Below are 20,885 nucleotides of genomic sequence, written 5' to 3'. Positions count from 1 at the left end.
GTCACCAGCAGTCCCCGATTCATGCCACGTCATTGTCCGCCGCGGCCCCGACAACGCGCAGCCAAACGGCCAGACGGTCCTGGACTCGCGCGGTTGAGATTAGTTGCACGACAGGACTATCTCCTCAGCCCCACAGCCCCCGAAATCGCCCATATCGCCCACGAATGAGGGGGGTGGACGGCCCAGCGAGGGGGTGGGTGAGGGGGTGGCTTCGAGGGGGTGCTCAGACCACAGATCTACGACGAACGAAAGGTTCACGAATGACCTTCTGGAAGACCCTCGGCCACATGGCCGAAGCCGCCGCCAAGGCCGGCAATCCCCTGCTCGGCGTGTTCGACGCAGCCCGGGTGGCCGCTCAGACCGAGAACCCCGAGGACGGGCCCGACTCGTTCAAGCAGAACGCGACCCAGCTCGGCGCCGCGTTCTTCAAGAGCTCTGCTCCGCACCTCGCGGCTCAGGGCGGGCTCGGGGTGGTCAACTCCGACCCGGCCCAGAAGCTGCTCGCCCCGGTCGTGTGGACCGGGAACCAGGCATCGCACGGGCTCTCCACGGTCGCCGCCGTCGGCGGCGCCCTGTCCGACGCGGGCGAGACCGGGGTCGACGCCCTGTGGTCGAACGAACTCTGGAGCAAGGACACCTGGGAGCAGGCGTGGGACGCCTCCGAAGGCGTCTCCGGTGGCGAGGCGATCGTCAACGACATGCTCGGCAACCGCACCGACCCCGGCCGCCGCTGGTGGGCTGGCGACGACGCCGACCTCCAGGCCGAGCGCCAGAAGACCGCGTTCAAGGTCTCCGCCGGCGCGATGGACATCATCTCGACGTGGTACGCCGACCCGACCATCGTCGGCGGCAAGGTCGCCAAGGCGGCCCGGCTGGGCAGCAGGATCGTCGACGGCGCGGACGCGGAGAAGGTGTTCGACGCCCTCCCGACCGCAGAGCGCGGTCTCGCCGAGCGCGCGGGCGGAGCCCTGTCCTCGGCCCCCGAGGAGACGGCCTCGCGGCTGTACCACCACGTCGCCAAGACCGACGGCATGGGGATCGACGAGACCGCCGCGTACTTCAAGCAGAACCTCGAGAGGTCCGGCGACGCCGGTCCGATCGTCGGGATCCTCGGTCACGCTGGCCGGATCGCCGACGTCGCGGTGCAGCGTCAGGTCAAGGCCGACGCGCTCCTCGCCGCGGCCGGGTCCACGCAGGCCCGCGACCGGCTGATGCAGGCCGCCCCTCAGATCGCCCGCGCCGTGCAGCGTGTGTCGCTGCCGCCGGAGTCGTTCCAGATCGTCGACGACATGGTGGCCGAAGGTGTCACCGGAGACGCGCTCATCAAGGCCGCCGGCCGGTGGGCGTCGAAGGGGAACCAGAAGGAGCTCGAGGCGTACGCCAAGGAGCTCGATGACATCCACACCCGGATCGCCGCGACCGCGAAGGTCGGCGAGGTAGGCGGCGTGGAGAACGTCGCCGGTTCCGTGCTCGGCACCGTGAAGTCGAAGTACCGCGCCGGGATGGCGCGCGAGTTCTACTTCCAGCCCGGCCCCGCGTCCCGCACCGTCCGCGTCGTCCACTGGGCGACCGGGCAGCGCATGAAGGGCGTCATCGCCACCGACGACGCCGTGCGCGGCCACGACGAGCTCATGGACACGATGATGCGGTCCAGGCTGTTCCCGGCCGAGCAGCGCAAGGCGGTCTCCGAGCAGTGGTGGCTGGCCCCCGACCAGGCGGCCCGCTCCAACATGGCTCAGGCGCTGCCGGAGATCATGCTGAACAAGCTCGCCGCGAAGCACTTCGCCGGCGACCGGAAGCTGCTCGACCACACGATCAAGTCCTACCGGGGCTGGTCCTCGGCGGCCCGCACGTACACGACCAAGCAGATGGAGGCGGCTCGCGCCGCCAACGGAACCCGGGTCGTGCTCGAGGACCCGCTGACCGGCACCCCGACGTCGATCGACCGTGCGCTGTTCGAGACCCACATCGCGAACAACGTCGCGATCCCGGACGTGCAGGTGCTGGAGCGGCTCGTCCGCCACGCCAAGGGCGCTGGCACCGCGACCGACCGCGCGCTGAAGTCTGGCGAGTGGGCCTTGAACACCGCCGAGTCGGCGAACGACCTGTGGCGGACCCTGACGCTGATGCGTCCGGGGTTCGTGGTCCGCACCCAACTCGACACGCAGGCCCGCTCGGCGATGACGATCGGTGCCACCACGGTGGTCCGCGACGCGATGAAGGGTCTCGGCCACAAGGTCACCGACCGCCTGAAGGGCGCCGAGGTGGTGAAGGTGGAGGCTCTGGCCTCCGACCTGCTCCGCCAGCAGCACCTCGCGGCCGACGCTGCGGACCTGCGCGCGAAGGCTTCTGTGGTCGGCGGTGACGCCGGGCGGAAGATGCTCGCTCGCGCCGACGCGCTCGAGGAGGAGGCGGCCAAGACCGTCCAGTACGACGCGCCCGCGCGTCGGCTGGTCACCGAGGACCGCACCCTGAAGCTGAAGGGCGGGGAGGTCACGACCCGCGCTGCTGCGTCTGAGGTCGAGGCCCGTAACCTCGTCGCCGCCCTGCACACGGGCGACGTCTCGATCGGCGACGCGATCACCCAGATCCAGGGCAAAATCCAGATGCGGATGACCCAGAACTCCGGTTCGTGGGTCACCACGCTCCCGGACGAGCCGACGTGGGCTGCGGCTTGGCTGCGGTCCAAGGACGCGATGATGCAGTCGAAGGCGGGACGGAAGATCGTCGACGCCCTCGACGAGCCGACGGTCGACATGGTGCGTCACCTGCGCGCCGACGCCGACGTGAAGGCTGCGTGGAAGGCTGTCCGCGACCGCAACCCGGAGTTCGAGTCGTGGCTGGACCGCGCGATCTCGCAGGTCGAGTGGACCGCCCCCACCCGGGAGGTCCGCGACGCCCTCCGCTCAGGGAAGATCCTCGAGCAGAGCGACGCCGAGGCGCTGTTCAAGAAGGTCGGCGACGAGGGCTCGATGCTCCCGGACCGGCCGCCTGTTCATGCGCCCGAGATGGACATGCTGGACCCGTCCAAGAACGGGATCGAGTCCGCGATGGACCTCGCCAAGAAGGTCGTCCGGATCCTCTCCGACCAGCCCGACACCGTGCTGGGCCGGGTCCCGATGTACACCGAGAAGTACTTCACCCACTACCGCGAGCTCGCCCAGCGCGAACTCGACCGGACGGGCGAACTCGGGGTCGAGGCTCGCGCCAAGATCGAGGGCATCTCGCGTCACCGCGCGATCCAAGACGTCCGCCAGACGATGTACGACACCGCCCGGTTCACCGGCGCACACGACCGCGTGGCCCGCATGGGGTTCGCGTTCCTCGGTGCGTGGGAGGACTCGATGCGCGCGTGGGGTCGGATGTTCTACGACGACCCGTCGCGGGTCGGCAAGCTGGCGAAGATCTGGTACGCCCCCGAGAGGGGCGGTCTGATCGTCGACGAGAACGGCAACCGGGTCCGCCCGGGCGACAAGGCCCGGGAGAAGTGGATCGTGCTGCCCGTCCAGTGGCTGCCCGGCGTCGACTACGACGAGTTCAAGATCCGCAAGGACTCGTTCAACTCGATGTTCCAGGGCGAGGTGCCGTGGGCTCCGGGCTTCGGCCCGGGCGTGCAGGTGCTGACGACCCAGATCGCAGCCCGCACGTTCCCCGAGATCGCCGACCCCAACTTCGAGGTCAAGGGCGTCAACGTCGGGAGCAACCCGGTCCTGCGCCAGATGTTCGGTTTCGGCCTCCCCAAGACGGGAGCCACCACCGGCGAGCAGATCGGCTCCGTCGTCGAGGACGTGAAGCCGGGCTGGTACCGGCGGCTCGAGAACATCTTCGACGGCAACAGCGACCAGTTCAACGACGCCTACGCGATGGCCCTCAACTCCGAGATCCTCAAGGCCCGGGAGGCCGGCAAGGACCCCAACGAGAAACGGGTTCTCGAGACCGCCGACGCGAAGGCTCGCAAGACCGCGAGGTCGATGATGTTCCTCGAGTTCGTATCGAACTGGGGTCTCGGCATGTCCGGCGAAGGCGCCACCAAGGCGGACTTCTACCGGCAGCGGTACCGCGAGATCAGCAAGAACGCCGACGCCCTCTACGCCCGCGGGTCGTCTCCCACCGAGGAGATGCTCCGCCAGCACCCGGAGGCGGCTGGCCTCGAGTGGTCGTTCTCCGAGAACAAGACCGGGATCAACGCCTCGCTGAAGGTGGAGGACCGGGTCCGGAAGTTCGGCAAGGACATCCAGAAGAACCCCGACTTCGGGTGGTTCTACATCGGCTCGGACAACGTGGGCGGGGAGTTCTCCGCCGCGTCGTACTCGGCGCAGTTCGGCCGCGAGGCGACGCCCGGCTCGGGTGACACCTGGAGGTCGAAGCTGTCCAACAGCGAGATCCGCGAGAAGACTGCGGCCTCGCTCGGGTGGGACGAGTACTACAAGGTGAAGGACGCGATCGACGCCAAGCTGGCCGAGCGCGGTCTCCACTCGACCCAACAGAAGGGCGCCGAGGATCTCGCTGCCGTGATGAAGGACTTCCGCAACAGCCTGTCCGCGGAGAACCCCTCGTGGGCCAAGGACTACAACTCGTTCGACTCGACGAAGATGCAGACGTTCCTGACCCAGGTCGCCGAGCCGGCGCTGAAGGACGGGCGGCTGAAGAACCGCTCCGACATCAAGGCCATGAGGGACTACCTCGAAGTGCGGACTGCGGCGATGGCCCAAGCAAACGCCAACGGGTACTCCCTCGGCTCCCAGAAAGCTGCAAACCTGCGCGCGATCCTCAACGAGCTGGGCGCGGCCCTCGCTCAAGAGAACATCGGGTTCTCCCAGATGTGGCAGCGAGTCCTCCAGCGGGAGGTCGACACCGGCGAGAAGGACGCGCTGGTGGATTCCTCGTCGACGAGCAGCTCACCGACGTTCAGGTTTTAACTGTCTGTCCAGAAAGGGACCTCCACCCGCCCGGGTGGGCGTCCCTTTCTTCTGTCATGCCACGTCGTCGACCTGTTCAAGTTGACCTAGAACCTCCGCTCGAGCCAACCAAGTCGACCCAGGCGCTAACCTTGTGGGCTCAGGCGCCCGAGTACGCCCCTCACCGACCGGGCGCCGGAAGAGCCCTCACCCCTCCTTGCGGTGAGGGCTCTTTTCGCGCACGCGCAGCGGGTGTACCTTGCAAGAGGCGCCTGCCCAGACCCGCACCCGTCGCACTTCATGGCGTGAAGTTTCGGGTCCGAGGGGCGTACCAGAACTTCAGCCCCAAGGCGACGAGTGCGCCTCAGGGGGTTGGGCGATGGCCGCCGGAAGCAGTGCCTCCATCCTCACCGGGTGGGGGCACTGCTGTTGCGCAAGGGGCCTGGCGCCGCCCCGCCCTACAGGGGTATTGGGCGGGGCGGCTACGCGGCCCGGCGAGGGGGGAGGTCCAGGCCGCGATGTGGGCAACGATATCCACGTCAAGGCACGCGAAGGACGCACAGTGGTCCTAGTCAAGCTGACGTGTGAGCGAGGCTCCCCCGCCTTCCCCCGAGCCCCTCCGGCGTGGGGTCCTCTACCCACAGCGCGTGTGCTCTCCGGCCGCGACCGCCGCCGATGGCCACATCGTCCAGACGGGGACGTCCGTCGAGGAAGTGACAGGCGCCTGTAGGCAGGGTTGAATCAGGTCAACGGCCAAACGGGTCGCGTACCCGCCCGGTTGGGCTAGTAAGGACGAGTCGATGCCCCGGGAGCTGGACGAGACCTGGCAAATGTTGGACGACTTCGCTGAGGTCGCCCGCCTGGCCCAGCTCCAGGATGACCACAGAGACGCCCTTGCGGCACTGTGCGATCTGGCGATGAAGGTGGTCGAGGGGGACCACGCATCCATCACCACCGTCAACCGCGGCAAGTTCTCGTCCGTCGCCAGCACCAGTGAGCTGCCCGGCATGGTTGACGAGATCCAGGCCGAAACCAAGGAGGGGCCCTGCGTCGATGCAACCCAGACCACTGACGGCGTGCGGATCGACGACCTGACCACCGATACACGCTGGCCTACCTTCGGGCGGACGACGTCCAGCAGGCTCGGGATGCGCAGCATGGTCGCCGCTGTCAGGCCCGTGGGCGCCAACGTCGTGAGCGCGGTCAACGTCTACGCAGCCCGCCCCCACGCCTTCTCAACCGAGCATGAGACCCTGCTCTCGATCTTCGCCTCTACCGCGGCCGGCACGCTGCGCGTCGCCCATCACGACGACAGGGCCAAGCAACTCGAACGGGCTTTGCACACCAGTCGCCGGATCGGCGTCGCCTTGGGAATCCTGATGAACAGCCGCCAGATCAGCCTCGATGAAGCCTGGACCGTGCTGTCCACCGCAAGTCAGAACAACAACATCAAGCTATCTGTGCTGGCGCACCAGGTCCTCGACACGGGCAGCGTCGAGCTGGCCCCCGCGAACTGAGAGAGCCGGCTGTTTGACCCTCCCAGCCCACTTGGCGCCTACCCAACGCCGCGGGTTCCATGCATCAGGGGACGGTAAAGGTTCAGTGCGGGCGTGCGACCAGCCAGCTCAGGGTGCCCACTTGCAGTTCCAGTCGGGATGGCGCGAGTACGCGGAAGCCAGGGACAGAAGCTCCCATGAGGGGTCCTGTCCGTCGGGGAAGTAGCCCTCGTGCACCTCGACGATTCGACGCTTGGCCTCACAGGCGGCCAGCGCCAAGCTCACGGACTGGCGCACCGCGACCGGCATCAACTCCGCCTCGAGCAGCGCTCTACACCGGATCTCCTGCTCCGTGATCCTCGCCTGAAGGAACTCTGTGATGGTCACGCCCAACATCATGCGTTAAGACAGCGCCCTCGCCACAGATGATGGCGGGGGCGCCTGGTGGTGGGCCTTGGCTATGAGTCCTCGTAGACCATCCGTTCGCACTGCGGGCACAGGACGGCGTCTTGTGGCCAGATGCTCCTGAGGCTTGGCCACGGCACACCAGCGTGGATGAACATCCACCGGCCGCAATAGGACTGGAGGGCGCCGACGTCCTCGGCGTGCGCAGGTCCCGAACCGTCGGATGTCTCGTATGCGATTAAGGCGGCCATGGCAGCAGATTAAGCCCCCTCTACACGAACAGGTGCACGTCACACGGCGCGTGCGTCCGCCGGGGGCTGGTGACCCGGCCAATGGGGGCGTAGCGTCCGCACAGCCCCTGCTCTGGGGGTCAGCGGGCTGGCGTAGGGATGCGGGACCCGCCAACCCCCTGTAGAGCGGGAGCCCCCTGCGCCGCCCGCGCCCATTCGTCGCTGGTTTGGCCGGCAGCAGCGCGGGTATCCCTCGACTACCGCGGCCCGGGGTAGAGGACCCTGCCCCCCTTGGCCCTCCCTCGGGTCGTGGCTAGCAGGGAGGGCGCCGCGGCCCGGGAGCAAGGTGTGGCATGGATTCCGGGCCGCGGTTCTCACTCACGGTGCCCACTCTGTGCGCCAGTCCGGGTGATCGGCATAGGTGTACGCCAGGGCCATGAGCTCCCAGGTCGCCTCCTCGCCCCCGAGGAGAATCTCCTGCATCTCGATGACCCGCCGCTTGGCCGTGCAGTCCGCGAGCGCCACGCACACCGCCCGACGCACGTCCGGCGACAGCTCTGCGGTCTCGAGCAGGGTCCTGCACCGGATCTCCTGCTCCGTGATCCGGGCGTTCAGGAAGTCAACCAACCTCATGACGAGCCCACACTATGGCCCGTTCGCGACTCCACGCTCACCGCGCGATCGTTGCCGGCCGGGATTAGGACATTGGGCTGGTGGAAAGTGGGACGCGCGGATGGACCGTATGACCGTGGGCTACGTTTTTGCGGGCTTCGTCATCGGGGCCGTTCTGGGCCTCGGGGTGGGGCTCATGGAGTCGTCGAAGTTCCAGGCCGCGGGCGTCGTGTGGGCATGCCTCGCGGTCCTCGGCATCAGCGGGGTCGTCGGCGCGGTTCAGACCGTCCAGCACGAGCGCCAAGCGTTCTGCGACTCCGGCTCCACCGTGCCGGGAAGCACCTCCCCTACCGCGGGGCCATGCTCCGACCTCAGTGCGGGCATCAAGATGCTCTTTCCCGGCTCCTTGGCCTGCCTTGCCGGGTACTGGATCACCGTGGCGATCAAGCGGGGAAACGACTAGGGCATGGCTCGGCCCTCGACCCCACGCGGCGCGTTTCGCTGAGGTGGAGCATTGCTCCGGGGGCCGTGACTCGAGGCGAGCCCCCCTCGTTATCCCTGTAGGAGTGCCTCATCTCGGTCTTGCAGGAGGGCAGGCTGTCCATGTGGCGGCGACTTCTCGAGCGCCGGGATGGTGATCGTTCGGCTTCCACAGCTGCCCGAGAGGATTCTGGAGAGCTTGGTCCGCTCGGCGTAGTCAGCCGCCACCGGTACTTGATCGGCACCCAATGGATCGCCTAGTGAGGCAGCCACTGCGCAGGGTCGGAGGGGCCGTCCGAACCCCTAGGGGGCGCGAGGCCGCGGTCCTGCGGGGTGTGCGCTTCCCTGCTCGGGCTGGACCCAAATCGCAGTCTGAGATAGTCCCATGCCGAGGTGCGAGGACCCATCCGGTTCTCCGTCCTCCAATCAGCCATGAGCGCTCGGACGGCTCCACGCTCCCCAGCGTCAAGCCTGCCAACGGGCACCAGAGAAATGGCCTCCCACGCCCTGATGAATTCGCTGGCGTCCTTTCGGGCTGCGGGACCGCTCATGCCCACCCTCAGGAAGCTGACGAGCCACGACAAGAGCCAAAGCAGCACGGGCAGCCCCACCAACACGCCGACAACAATGAGCCAGAGTGGGGCTGCGATCGTGTTGGAGCGCGGAGTCGGATCGTCCGAACACAGGTCCTTCATCGCCGCCGACCAAATGACCAGCGACATCGCATCGATAGCTTCATTCGGGAAGAGCGAGCCGTTGGGCGTTGTGGCTACTGTCGTTCTGAAGTCGCGCTGGTAGTCGTCACGTGGTTTGTCGGCGGCCTTGTAACCACAGGCGGATCGCCCGGCGTCCAGAATCCCGGCACGGAACGACGGAAGGTCCGAAACGCTCGCCATGTAAGTCGGCCCGAACCCTGCCTCGACGCTTGCCACGAATGCATTGGCCCCTCCCTCTGGCTGGCTCGCGCGAGCGACGTCCGGAACAGACAAGAGCAATGGCATAACAAGCAGGAGCGCTGTCGCCAGTCTCCGTCCCTCCATGTTCCCACGGTACGAATGCCAGAGCGCTAGCGCTTCCGTCAATTGCGTGACATCGGCGTACGGACGAGGACGGGTCCTCGGTTGAAGGTCACATCCGCGGGGTACGGGTCAACGTTGGGCGGCGATGAACTGAGCTAGGGCACGTAAGCCTCCGGCGTCAACGTCGCCCAGTTGCACACCTCCAGCCTGACGCTGATTGCGGCTGTGCTGACACCACGCATGAGGATGTTCGGCCCAGCCGTCCCGGGACTTCGCTCGACCGCAGACATGATTTTGCCAACCGTGACCGCAGCCGCCATGTAATTGGCCCCACTCAGGTCGGCGATGACGCTTCCCCAATCAGCGTTCAAACAGACTCCGTCTGGCGTCGCCTCCGCCCGTATGACTGGATGGATGCCGCGCCTCGACGCGACGGACACCTTCAGGTTCGGGTCGACTTGCTCTAACGCGCCCAGCACTTCCAGTCCCAGCCGATTCGCCAGGAAGGCGGAGTAGTTCGCCACGCATTCGGCTCCGGTGTGTACGGGCAGATCCCCATCCACACCCAGGGCGTGGAGCCGTTCCTTTACTTCGGCGGCGTCGGGATTCACAACGTCCACGGTGACGCGGCGGCCCGCGAGGGCCTCACGCAGCATTCCGGCCGTCACCAGATCGGTCAGCGGCAGGGAGTAGCCCACCACGGCTACCCGATCCGCCCGGCTCAGCGCTTCCGAGGCGTTGCGCCAGAGTTGCCGCGTGATTGGGTTGTCGTAGAAGGCGGACTTCGCGGCGGCGGGTGGCACGAGAAACGGCTGCCGGCCGGGGGCGTGCTTGGTACGTTCGAAGTTGGACGGGTAGGCGCCATCCCAGTTGCGCTCACCTCGGAGGCGTCCGATTGTCGACCCTGTGGCGTCCCCTCGCACCCAGTACGTGTCTAGCGATCCGTGAAGCTTCATCAGTCGAAAGCTGCTCATCGGCGTGGGCGCGAGCATCGCGTACGACGCTGTAAGTGGCGGGGGTAGGGCGTCGAGGATCGACTCCATGTTCGCGTAGGAGCCAACCTCGGCGTCGAAAAGCCCTGCCGACAGGGCCGCCCGCTCCACCAGCGTGTCGTAATTGAAGGTGATCACGTCGGCGCGCGTTGCATGGAGCACTCGCATGAGGCTGAGAAGCCAAGGCTTGGGCGGGGCGGCGAGAGCCTGCGCCTCGCGCTCTACGAGGATGTCGTGGAGCGCTTGGGTTGCTGCGACGAAGAGCGCAGCGTTGTCTGCGTTCTGCTCATCGCTGAGGTAGGGCTGGGGCTCAGCCACACCGGACATCCAGGTCTCAAAGTTGCCATCGGTGAACAGCTGCGGGACCCGATCCGCCAAGCCTTCGATCCGCCCTCTGAGCTCGTTACCGAGTTCGTCTGTGGTTGGCAGGCCGGCCGCGGCTCGCGAGAAGCCAGCTCCCAGGACTACGGCTAGACGAGGCATAGTCGGTCTCCAACCGCGCTCGTTCGGTACGGCGGCCCACCGGGGGGCGCCATGTGTCGGATGATTCTGCCAGCACGGGGCCCTACTCGGCCGCGACGGCTGTCGAGCCTGTTGACGGCGAGCCGGTACTTGTCCAGGCCCTTGCGGGCCACCAGCGACCGCTGGACACTCGGATCAGCGAGGTCCGGGGAGGAACTTTGGACCCGTGAGCGCGGAGGGGTTCTCATGAAGTTCGTCGTGGGCAACGACAGCGGCGGCCACCCGTCGTGGTGGCTGTACAGCAGCAGCGACATGGTGGCGTGGGCGGGCGAATCGTTCGGAAGCACGTATAACGCGACTCGGGCCGCGGAGGCATTCAAGAACGGGGCATCGTCGGCTAGGTACGACGTCTACGAGGACATGGGCGGCAAGTGGCGATGGCGCGCGTCCAGGTCCAGCGACAAGGTCGCCGCCTCCGGAGAGAGCTTCGCAAGCAAGTCGAACGCGGAGCGTGCTGCGGCCAACGTTCGCGATAACGCGGGTAGCGCCACCGACCCGTAGAGGTCGAGTAGCCCCGACTAAAGCAGCTTCAGGATGCGGCTTGACCGCCGGCCGCAGCCTCGCCAGACGGTGGGGTGATGTGGAGTGCGCGGTCGATCTCGGCTTGGCACAGCGGGTGGTCGGTGGTCGCCACCGTTTCGATCATGTCGCCCAAGAGTTCGATCTCTTGGGCCAGGACCGTGTCGCTTAACTCCTCCACAGGACTCGCCTCAGCAGCGCTCATTGCCAGACCCCCTCGTTTTCGACGTTCCTTCTGTCCGGTCAACGAGTGGCCCTGGTTGGAGTTCTGGTCGCCTCGACGAAATCAGCCAAACGGCTGAGTAGGAGCCACCCATCGGGTGCAGCGAGACACGACCGACGGTTGGGCAATTTTTTTCGGCGGGATAGTACACAGGGGGTGGGGGTGCCTGATTAAACATGGGTGGGTCAAGCTCCGGCGCTGCCGGCGGGCGCCTGCAAGGCTCCCTTGGCGGGCCAGAGTCGCGCGGTCGGCCCTTTGGCGGTGGCCTGCTGGACAGGCTGACAGCTGCTTGCGGTTGTAGTCAGCGCCCTAGATCAGGGGGGCAGCAGCACTAACCGTGCGCGCCAGAGGGGGAGCTCACCGGGCCGACAGTCGTTCGCCCCCCGGGCCGGCGCTCCCATGCAGGGGGCCTCGGGGGCCGTCTCGCAACGCCACGGGCCGGATGGTGTGCAGAGGAGCCGCTGACCACGACGGCCAGCGGCTCCGGTAGCGAAGTTCGGTGACCCTCTAGGTCCAGTCTTCCTGGAGCACGGGCTCGAGCGGGTAGACGTCGCACGCCGGGTCTCCGTCGGGGATCGGATCGTCAGCGGGCCGCAGGCCGATCGTGACGAGCCAGTCGGTCACCGCGTCCCAACTCGCCTGGTAGGCCACGTCCGTGTCCTGCATAGACCTCAGGACGCCGTAGGGATATGTCGCGCTGCGACGAAGGTCCGCGGTCTGAGCTCCGAACACGAGCCTGACGAGCGCACCGTTGAGCGCGCGCTCTTCGACGTCTGGTTTCGGCAGGTCCCAGGAGATGCGACCAAGTGTCCTCTGCTGCTCGATCTCCTCCGGGGCGAAGATGTGTGCGCGCTCGCTCATTGTCTCGTTCCTCTCATGGTTGTTCCGTGGTTACCCGTACTGTCACCCGAAGTAGAGGTGACTGGCGATGATGGCGGATGAGCCCTCAGGGTGCCTTATCACCCCAATCATGCTTCGCGCTAACGCTTCTGACGTCTCATCGTGAGTGCTGATGAAGCCTCGATTTCGATCGGACTTCAAATGACTGGGTCGCAGGTTCGAGTCCTGCCGGGGGCGCCAACCACCGTGACTTCTGGCCACCCAGGCCTCATCGGGTGCCCCGAACCGGCCATCGATGCACCACGGCTGGCCAGAAGTGATGGCTCCTTCGGGTGTGGACTGGCGCGTCGATCGCGAGTCGGGCCTCCGGCTGGCAGGATCGGCGCCATGCCGGAGGGACGATGGCTGGAGCGGTACCAAGCAGGGGAGCGCGAGCTCGTGTGGCACGAGCTGCGCCAGCTGGGCGACCGGGTGCGTGAGCCCGAGTACGCGGCTGAGGCGCAGGCGGTGTGCGACGAGATGGCGACGCGCGCCGCGCACAACGTCCGGCTGGTCGTGGCCCGGCTCCGCGAGCAGGGGTACCGCTTCCACGTCAACGACAACCGGCAGGCCGCCGTCGAGCCGTTCCACCCGCCCGGTCCCGAGGCGTCGGCGCACGTCGCCTGGCTGGAGGACCACCTCGGGCCGATCCCGATGGCCCTGTCGTCGTGGATCCGCCTGGTCGGTGACGTCTGGCTGGTCGGCACGCACCCGCGGTGGCGCGAGTCCTCGGACGCCGACCCGCTCGTGATCGAGGCCGAGGGCTCGCGATACCCGGAGGCCTCGATCGCTGACTACTTCGAGGACGAGCACGATGCGTGGGAGGAGGCGCGCGACGAGGGGTACGACGACGAGCCGTTCCTGCTTCCGCTGGCCCCCGACGCGCTCCACAAGGCCAACGTCAGCGGCGGCGACCCCTACGGCGTGCCGCTTCCGGATCGGACCGCGGAGGGCATCTTCGTCGGCGAGGTCGCCATGCCCTTCGTCGCCTACCTCAACCACGTCTTCAGCAACGGCGGCTTTCCCGGCCAGGCCGACGGTGACGCGCAGTGGGAGGTCCGACACAGCCTCTCCGAAGGCATGCTCGCGCTCTGACCCGCGAGGGCGCCAACCACCGCGACTCCTGGCCACCCATGCCTCAACGCCCGCCCCGAACCGTCCGCGGATCCACCACCTCTGGCCAGAAGTGGTGACCGTGGGGGACTCAGCCGGAGAGCTCCACGACGGCTATCGGCTCGTAGTGCGGTCGAGCCCGGCCCTCACCGCGGTGCGACGCGAACACGGTGACCTCGTCCGCGGTCCATTCCGGACCGGCATACCCCTCGAGCACCCGCAACCACCGGGTCGCCTCGAACGGGTGGCGTGACCGGGCCACGGTGAGGTGCGGGGTGAACGGCCCGCCCTCGGGGCTGGCGCCGACGTGGCTGCACGCGCGACGGACGGCCCGGGCGAGCCCGGCCAGGGACTCGAGCTCGTCCGGCTCCCCGTCGATGCCCATCCAGGTGACCCGCGCCTCGTAGGGGTTGGGGAAGGCGCCACCACCGCGGATCGACACGGTGAGGGGACGGCGGCTCGCCACCGCTTCCGCGACGCCTTCGACCATGGGGTCGACCAGCCGGCTCGGGACGTCGGCCATGAACGCCGTGGTGACGTGCCAGAGACTGGGATCGGTCCAGCGCAGGTCCGGCCCGGCATCCCGGCGCGGGTCGAGGAACTCCGCGAGGTCGTCCAGGGCCGACTCGGGCGGGACGACGGCGGCAAAGATGCGCATCGGCCCATTCTGTCGGAGGCATCCCCATGGACTGCTCCGTGTGGCGCGGGCTGGAATAGATTGGCGCGAGGAGGAAGGGGTCGCCATGCCGCTGTCGACTGTTCGCGTGGAGTGGACACCACCGCGCACGTGGTTCGTCACCGCGCGGCTCCTCGAGGTCGCGGCCGTGGTGGCCGTCCTCGGGTGGGCGCTCCAGAGCTGGCAGGTCTACCAGTCGACCGCGCAGAACTTCGGCGAGGACGGCACCCCGACCGGTGCCCCGCCGTTCCTCGACCGCGTCACGCTCTTCGCGATGTACGGCTTCGGCTACGGGCAGGCCCCCTTCTCCGCCCCGCTCGCGTGCCTGGTGCTGCTCGGGCTGGTCGCCATCCTGCACTTCGCCCAGCCGGTCAGCCACGCGTCGGTGCTGCGCTGGGAGGTCTTCAGCCTCTGGGCGGTCGTGTTCCTGGGCAACGTGGTGCTGGTCCTGTCGGTGGTGGTGGCCTTGGTCCGCGGTGACCCCAACGCGCCGCCGGACGACGGGGTGGTGCGCATCGACACCGGGCCCAGCATCATCGAGGTGCTGGCGGCCGGGGCGACCCTCCCGGTGCTGTGCCTCCTCCTGCTGTCGGTCTCGGCGCTCTGGTGGCTCCGGCTCCCCGTCGACTTCGAGGCGCCTGACGAGGAGCCGGACCCGTCGGTCCGGAGGCCGCGTCGCTGGCGCCCCGCCCCCGCACCCGACGCGAATGTCGACGACCTGACCCTCGACGGGGTCGAGCTGATCGAGCCGGTCGAGCGCCTGCACCCGCGCGACGACGACGGCGACGGATCGACGCCGAGCGGGTACGACGACTACTTCCGCCGTTTCTAGGGCTGCTTTTATCGAACGCATGCCTTCGGTCGGGTCTGTCGCGTGCAGTCGCGGTCATTCAGTTCGTTAGGCTTGCGGTGTGATTTCCAGGGACGACGCCGTGTCCATGCTGGGCGCCGTGTCGATCCTCCGCGAAGAGGTCGAGCAGGCCCGGCTGCCTCTCGACATCCCCGATGCGATGACCGGGCGCGCGACCCGGGACGCCCTCCTGAAGCAGCTCGACGACTACGTCATCCCGCGGCTGCGCTCCCTCGACGCGCCCCTGCTGGCCGTCGTCGGCGGGTCGACCGGAGCCGGCAAGTCGACCCTGGTGAACTCGATCGTCGACGCCGAGGTGAGTCGCTCCGGGGTGCTGCGACCCACGACCACGACCCCGGTGCTGGTGCACCACCCCCAGGACGAGCGGTGGTTCGCCGACGACCGCGTGCTCCCGACCCTGAGCCGGATCACCGGCGCGCCGACCGAGGGTGACGGGGCCAACACCCTGCGCCTCGTGCCGTCCAGCTCCCTGCCGCCGGGCATGGCCCTGCTCGACGCCCCTGACATCGACTCGGTGGTCAGCGCCAACCGCGCGCTGGCCGCGCAGCTGCTCGCCGCGGCGGACCTCTGGCTCTTCGTCACGACTGCCGCGCGCTATGCGGATGCGGTGCCGTGGGACCTGCTGCGCGAAGCCGCCGAGCGCGGCACCGCCATCGCGATCGTCCTCGACCGGGTGCCGCCAGAGGCGATGGCCGACATCCGCAGCCACCTCGCCTCCATGTTGCGCGAGCAGGGCCTGTCGACCGCACCCATCTTCGGCATCCCGGAGGCGACCCTGACGGCCGAGGGACGCCTGCCCGAGCCCGACGTGGCCCGGCTGCGGTCGTGGCTCACCGCCCTGGCCAGCGACGCCCGAGCCCGCTCGGTGATCGTCAAGCAGACCCTCGACGGCGCTCTCGGCAGCCTCGACGAGCGGGCCGCGGTGCTCGTGACGGCGACCCACCAGCAGGCGCAGGCCTTGGCCGCGCTGCAGCGGGAGTCCGACACGGCCTACCGCGAGGCGCTGGCCAACGTCGAGCACGGCATGACCGACGGCACCCTCCTGCGCGGCGAGGTGCTGGCTCGCTGGCAGGAGTACGTCGGCACCGGCGAGTTCTTCAAGCAGGTCGAGTCGACGATCTCCAAGGTCCGCGACCGGATCACCGCGGCGCTCAAGGGCCAGGCCCCACCGTCCGGCGACCTCGGTGAGGCGCTGCAGACCGGCGTCGCGGCCCTGATCGACGCCCAGGGGCAGGGCGCCGCCGCGACCGTGGCCCGCCAGTGGCGCAAGCTCCCCGGCGGTGATGCGCTGTTGGACGAGACGACAGGGCTGTCGAAGGCGTCCCCGGACCTGGGGGAGCGCACGGAGCGGCTGGTCCGTGACTGGCAGGGCGAGGTGCTCGAGCTGGTGCGCGGCGAGGGCAAGGACCGTCGCACGACGGCCCGCATCGCGGCATACGGGCTCAACGGCATCGGCGTGATCCTCATGCTGGTGGCCTTCGCGCACACCGGTGGCCTGATCGGCGCCGAGGTGGGCATCGCCGGCGGCACCGCCGTGCTGGCCCAGAAGGTGCTCGAGGCGATCTTCGGCGACCAGGCGGTGCGAGAGATGGCGACCAAGGCGCGCAAGCGCCTCCTCGAGCACGTGCAGGAGCTGTATGCCGCGGAGCGGGTCCGCTACGACCAGGCCCTCGAGGACGTGGAGACCAGATCCGGCCAGGCGCAACGCCTGGCCGACGCGGCAGCAGCGGTGAAGGCGGTTCGATGAGCCCGTTGAAAATGGGCAGCAAGCAGGTCAAGGCAGTCAGTGCCGAGGAGCTGACCTCCAGGTCGGCGGCTCTGGAACAGGCGGTGGAGACCGGCGGTCGTGAGCTCGACCCTGCCGCGGTCGCTGCCGCCCGGGCCGTGGTCGACAAGATCGGTGAGCGGATCTCCAAAGCCGGCAACCACACCGTGGTCGCGCTCGCGGGCGCCACGGGTTCGGGCAAGTCCAGCCTCTTCAACGCACTGGTCGGAGCCGAGGTCGCCGTGGTCGGCGCCCGGCGGCCCACGACCTCGCGGCCCGTGGCCGCGGTCTGGGGCGACGAGGACGCCACCGAGCTGCTCGACTGGCTGTCGGTGTCGCAGCGGCACCACGTGGCGCCGGGGGCGACCGACGCGACCCGGGTCACGCCCTGGACCCTCGACGGGCTGGTGCTGCTCGACCTGCCCGACTTCGACTCGCGGGTGGTCGCCCACCGTGAGGAGTCCGAGCGGGTGCTCGAGCTCGTGGACGTGTTCGTGTGGGTCACCGACCCGCAGAAGTACGCCGACGCGCGACTGCACGACGACTACCTGCGCGTGCTCGCCACGCACGACGCCGTGACCGTGGTGGTCCTCAACCAGTCCGACCGCCTCACCGGCGACGCCACCGGCCAGATCCGCAAGGACCTCACGCGGCTCGCCGCGGATGACGGGATCCGCGGTCTCCAGGTCATCACCACCTCGGCCACGACCGGCGTCGGGGTCGACGACCTGCGGATGCGACTCGCGACCGCGGTGGCTGCCCAGAACGCTGCACAGCACCGCCTGCTCGCCGACGTCTCGGCCAGCGCCGCGACGTTGCGCGGGGGAGTGGCCCCGACCGAGCCGACCCTGCCCGAGTCGGTCGACGCCGAGCTCGTCGACGCCCTCTCGCGGGCCGCCGGCATCCCCACCGTCGTGGCCGCGGTCGAGCGTGACTACCGCAACCAGGCCTGGGGCCGCACGGGCTGGCCGTTCACCCGGTGGGTCCGCGCCCTGCGCCCCGACCCGATGAAGCGGCTCCGGCTCAACACCCGTGACGCCGTCGAGGAGAAGCTCGCCGTCACCGCCGGCGACGTGCGCACCGTGCTCGGTCGCTCGTCGCTGCCGCCCCCGACCCCTGCCGCGCGGTCCGCGGTCGAGCTGGCCACCCGGCGGGTCGGGGACCAGGCAGCCGAGGGCCTGCCGAACCGGTGGGCCCAGGCGGTCGCCGACGCGGCGACGCCAGCGGGCCCCGAGCTCGCCGACGCGCTCGACCAGGCCGTCGTGGGCACCTCCCTGAAGATGCGGGCTCCCTTGTGGTGGCGGCTCTTCGGTGCGGCGCAGCTCGTGCTCGCCCTCGTCGCGGTGCTCGGTTTCGGCTGGCTCGCCGTGCTCGTGGTGATGGGATGGCTCGCGCTGCCCGACATCGACACGCCTCGGCTGGGTCCGCTGCCCTACCCGCTGCTGATGCTGGTCGGTGGTCTGCTGCTCGGACTGGGTCTGGCCGCACTGGCCCGCGCCCTCGGGCGCAGGGGCGCACGACGCCGGGGCCGGCAGATCCGACGGCGGCTCACCGACAAGGTCGCCGAGGTGGCCGGTGAGCGCATCGTCGGCCCGGTGCGCGCCGTGCTCGAACGGCACCGCCAGACCCGCGAGTCACTCGACCGGGCGGAGCAGATCTCGCGCCGTTGAGGCGTCGCTCGTCCACCGGTCGTCCCGCTCCCTCGGTGTGTCCACAGGCGACAGCCCGCACTGTCGCGGGGGCCTGGCGGCCGCACCACTGTTGCGTCGTACCCCGGGGAGTCACCTCCCCGGGGCTCATGGACAGCTGAGACACGACACAGATGAGGTGAGCGAGATGAACGAGTCCTACATCACGGTGACCGGTCGGGTGGTGGCCGACCCCGAGTCGCGGACCACCCGCCACGGGGTGCCGTTCGCGGCCTTCCGCCTGGCGTCGACGGTGCGCCGGCTCAATCCCAAGACGCGCGAGTACGAGGACGGCGGCACCAGCTTCTACAACGTGACGGCGTTCCGGTCGCTCGGCGCGAACGTCGCGAACTCGCTCAAGAAGGGCGAGCCCGTGGTCGTCTACGGCCGGCTCCGGATCAACCAGTGGCTGCGCCAGGACAACAGCCACGCGACCTCGGTCGAGATCGACGCCTACAACGTCGGTCACGACCTCAGCTGGGGCACCACCTCGCTGACGCGCGTGTCACGGGCGCAGCTCGACACGCAGGACCGGATGGCTGACGAGGGCGTGCAGGACGCGATGGCCGCCCTCGAGGGTGAACCGGTCGCGGTCGAGGAGGACTTTGCCTCCTACGACCCCGGCGACCTCGCCACCCGCCGCGCCTCGGGGGAGCACGATCCCGAGACGGACGACTACGAGGTGGCGGTCGAGCCGACCGGTGAGGTGCCTCGACAGGACGGCGGCCGGGAGCTCTCGACCGTGTGACGCGGATTCGGGCGTGGGGGCCCCGGCCGATAGCCTTGCCCCCATGCCCGAGTTCATCTACGTCATGTCGAAGGCCCGCAAGGCCCACGGCGACAAGGTCATCCTCGATGACGTCACCATCTCCTTCTACCCCGGCGCCAAGATCGGCGTCGTCGGGCCGAACGGAGCCGGCAAGTCATCGGTCCTCAAGATCATGGCCGGCCTCGACCACCCGTCCAACGGTGAGGCCAGGCTGACCCCGGGCTACTCCGTCGGGATCCTCATGCAGGAGCCCGAGCTCAACGAGGAGAAGACCGTTCTCGGCAACGTCGAGGAGGGTGCCGGCGAGATCAAGGCGAAGCTGGACCGCTACAACGCCATCTCCGCCGAGATGGCCGAGCCGGACGCCGACTTCGACGCGCTGATGGAGGAGATGGGCAAGCTCCAGGAGGCCATCGACGCTGCGGACGCCTGGGACCTCGACTCCCAGCTCGAGCAGGCCATGGACGCCCTGCGCTGCCCGCCGCCGGACGCCGACGTCTCCGTCCTCTCCGGTGGTGAGCGCCGCCGGGTGGCCCTGTGCAAGCTGCTCCTGCAGAAGCCCGACCTGCTGCTGCTCGACGAGCCCACCAACCACCTCGATGCGGAGTCGGTGCTCTGGCTCGAGCAGCACCTCGGGGCCTACCACGGCGCCGTCGTCGCGGTCACCCACGACCGCTACTTCATGGACAACGTCGCCCAGTGGATCCTCGAGCTCGACCGCGGTCGCGCCTACCCCTACGAGGGCAACTACTCGACCTACCTCGAGAAGAAGCAGGCCCGCCTGCAGGTGCAGGGCAAGAAGGACGCCAAGCTCTCCAAGCGGCTCAAGGAAGAGCTCGAGTGGGTCCGGTCCAACGCCAAGGCCCGTCAGGTGAAGTCCAAGGCCCGCCTCGCCCGCTACGAGGAGATGGCCGCCGAGGCCGACCGCACCCGCAAGCTCGACTTCGACGAGATCGCCATCCCGCCCGGCCCGCGCCTGGGGTCGACGGTCATCGAGGTCAAGGACCTGAAGAAGGGGTTCGGCGACCGCGTCCTCATCGACAAGCTCTCGTTCACGTTGCCGCGCAACGGAATCGTGGGCGTCATCGGGCCGAACGGTGTCGGCAAGACCACGCTCTTCAAGACCATCGTCGGCCTCGAGGAGGCTGACAGCGGGTCGGTGAAGGTGGGCGAGACGGTCAAGATCTCCTACGTCGACCAGAGCCGCGGCGGTCTCGACCCCGAGAAGAACCTCTGGGAGACGGTGTCCGGGGGCCACGACTACATCAACGTCGGCCAGGTGGAGATCCCGTCGCGCGCCTACGTGTCGCAGTTCGGGTTCAAGGGTCCGGACCAGCAGAAGAAGACCGGCATCCTCTCCGGTGGCGAGCGCAACCGGCTCAACCTGGCGCTCACCCTCAAGGAGGGCGGCAACCTGCTCCTGCTCGACGAGCCGACCAACGACCTCGACGTCGAGACGCTGGGTTCGCTGGAGAACGCCCTGCTGGAGTTCCCCGGCTGCGCCGTCGTGATCAGCCACGACCGGTGGTTCCTCGACCGGGTGGCGACGCACATCCTCGCCTACGAGGGTGACGACGAGAACCCGGCCAAGTGGTACTGGTTCGAGGGCAACTTCGAGTCCTACGAGGCCAACAAGGTCGACCGCCTCGGTGCCGACGCGGCCCGCCCGCACCGGGTCACCTACCGCAAGCTGACCCGCGACTGACCGGTCTCCCGCATAACGCATGT

At 68.6% G+C, this 20,885-nt stretch carries 16 protein-coding genes; 10 read left to right on the top strand and 6 right to left on the bottom strand.

The genetic code is table 11. The features are described from left to right. Positions 1–260: 260 nt before the first annotated feature. Both ASG91_RS16220 and ASG91_RS16215 read left to right on the top strand, forming a co-directional pair. Entirely contained in the window at positions 261–4,919 is a 4,659-nt protein-coding gene (locus ASG91_RS16220) for a hypothetical protein (protein ID WP_056923654.1), read from the top strand. Between the two features lie 779 nt (positions 4,920–5,698). Continuing rightward, positions 5,699–6,415, top strand: a complete 717-nt coding sequence (locus ASG91_RS16215; RefSeq protein ID WP_056923653.1) for a GAF and ANTAR domain-containing protein — start codon at positions 5,699–5,701, stop codon at positions 6,413–6,415. Positions 6,416–6,523: 108 nt separating this feature from the next. Here the strand turns inward: ASG91_RS16215 and ASG91_RS16210 are convergent, their stop codons facing one another. Beyond that, positions 6,524–6,781, bottom strand: coding sequence for a DUF6221 family protein (locus tag ASG91_RS16210; protein WP_157606388.1), 258 nt, complete (start codon positions 6,779–6,781; stop codon positions 6,524–6,526). 626 nt (positions 6,782–7,407) lie between these two features. After that, the gene (locus ASG91_RS16200) at positions 7,408–7,662 is read right to left on the bottom strand and encodes a DUF6221 family protein (protein ID WP_056923650.1); all 255 of its coding nucleotides are present in this window, start codon (positions 7,660–7,662) and stop codon (positions 7,408–7,410) included. A 109-nt stretch (positions 7,663–7,771) separates the two neighbouring features. On the opposite strand from ASG91_RS16200, the gene ASG91_RS16195 reads away from it, so the two are divergent. Continuing rightward, entirely contained in the window at positions 7,772–8,104 is a 333-nt protein-coding gene (locus tag ASG91_RS16195) for a hypothetical protein (RefSeq protein ID WP_056923649.1), read from the top strand. 1,191 nt (positions 8,105–9,295) lie between these two features. On the opposite strand, the gene ASG91_RS16185 is transcribed toward ASG91_RS16195, so the two are convergent. Then, the gene (locus ASG91_RS16185) at positions 9,296–10,450 is read right to left on the bottom strand and encodes a hypothetical protein (RefSeq protein WP_157606387.1); all 1,155 of its coding nucleotides are present in this window, start codon (positions 10,448–10,450) and stop codon (positions 9,296–9,298) included. Positions 10,451–10,840: 390 nt separating this feature from the next. Between ASG91_RS16185 and ASG91_RS16180 the strand changes: the two genes are divergently transcribed. Next, on the top strand, positions 10,841–11,155 hold the full coding sequence (locus tag ASG91_RS16180) for a DUF1508 domain-containing protein (protein ID WP_056923646.1): 315 nt from the start codon (positions 10,841–10,843) through the stop codon (positions 11,153–11,155). Positions 11,156–11,183: 28 nt separating this feature from the next. On the opposite strand, the gene ASG91_RS20765 is transcribed toward ASG91_RS16180, so the two are convergent. Further along, positions 11,184–11,378, bottom strand: a complete 195-nt coding sequence (locus ASG91_RS20765) for a hypothetical protein (RefSeq protein ID WP_157606386.1) — start codon at positions 11,376–11,378, stop codon at positions 11,184–11,186. A gap of 525 nt (positions 11,379–11,903) precedes the next feature. Continuing rightward, the gene (locus tag ASG91_RS16175; RefSeq protein ID WP_056923645.1) at positions 11,904–12,257 is read right to left on the bottom strand and encodes a hypothetical protein; all 354 of its coding nucleotides are present in this window, start codon (positions 12,255–12,257) and stop codon (positions 11,904–11,906) included. Between the two features lie 366 nt (positions 12,258–12,623). On the opposite strand from ASG91_RS16175, the gene ASG91_RS16170 reads away from it, so the two are divergent. Next, positions 12,624–13,370: a hypothetical protein gene (locus ASG91_RS16170; RefSeq protein WP_056923644.1), complete on the top strand. Its 747-nt coding sequence runs from the start codon at positions 12,624–12,626 to the stop codon at positions 13,368–13,370. Positions 13,371–13,479: 109 nt separating this feature from the next. On the opposite strand, the gene thpR is transcribed toward ASG91_RS16170, so the two are convergent. Further along, entirely contained in the window at positions 13,480–14,046 is a 567-nt protein-coding gene (thpR, locus tag ASG91_RS16165; RefSeq protein WP_056923643.1) for an RNA 2',3'-cyclic phosphodiesterase, read from the bottom strand. An 85-nt stretch (positions 14,047–14,131) separates the two neighbouring features. On the opposite strand from thpR, the gene ASG91_RS16160 reads away from it, so the two are divergent. The 5 genes from ASG91_RS16160 to ettA all read left to right on the top strand — a co-directional run bounded on the left by ASG91_RS16160 (position 14,132) and on the right by ettA (position 20,862). Next, positions 14,132–14,896 carry a hypothetical protein gene (locus ASG91_RS16160; protein ID WP_157606385.1) on the top strand — a complete coding sequence of 255 codons (765 nt, stop codon included), beginning with the start codon at positions 14,132–14,134 and terminating at the stop codon, positions 14,894–14,896. Positions 14,897–14,975: 79 nt separating this feature from the next. Next, positions 14,976–16,682 carry a dynamin family protein gene (locus ASG91_RS16155; RefSeq protein WP_371262058.1) on the top strand — a complete coding sequence of 569 codons (1,707 nt, stop codon included), beginning with the start codon at positions 14,976–14,978 and terminating at the stop codon, positions 16,680–16,682. Beyond that, positions 16,679–18,370, top strand: coding sequence for a YfjP family GTPase (locus ASG91_RS16150; protein WP_056923641.1), 1,692 nt, complete (start codon positions 16,679–16,681; stop codon positions 18,368–18,370). Before ASG91_RS16155 ends, ASG91_RS16150 begins: the two co-directional genes overlap by 4 nt. 166 nt (positions 18,371–18,536) lie before the next feature. Next, the gene (gene ssb, locus ASG91_RS16145; RefSeq protein ID WP_056923640.1) at positions 18,537–19,136 is read left to right on the top strand and encodes a single-stranded DNA-binding protein; all 600 of its coding nucleotides are present in this window, start codon (positions 18,537–18,539) and stop codon (positions 19,134–19,136) included. Positions 19,137–19,179: 43 nt separating this feature from the next. Then, positions 19,180–20,862: an energy-dependent translational throttle protein EttA gene (gene ettA / locus ASG91_RS16140; protein WP_056923639.1), complete on the top strand. Its 1,683-nt coding sequence runs from the start codon at positions 19,180–19,182 to the stop codon at positions 20,860–20,862. The last annotated feature ends 23 nt before the right edge of the window (positions 20,863–20,885 follow it).

It is taken from the genome of Phycicoccus sp. Soil802, from assembly GCF_001429605.1.
Lineage (GTDB): Bacteria > Actinomycetota > Actinomycetes > Actinomycetales > Dermatophilaceae > Pedococcus.
Note: the sequence above shows the minus strand (reverse complement) of the source record. Positions and strands in the feature narration are given on the sequence as shown.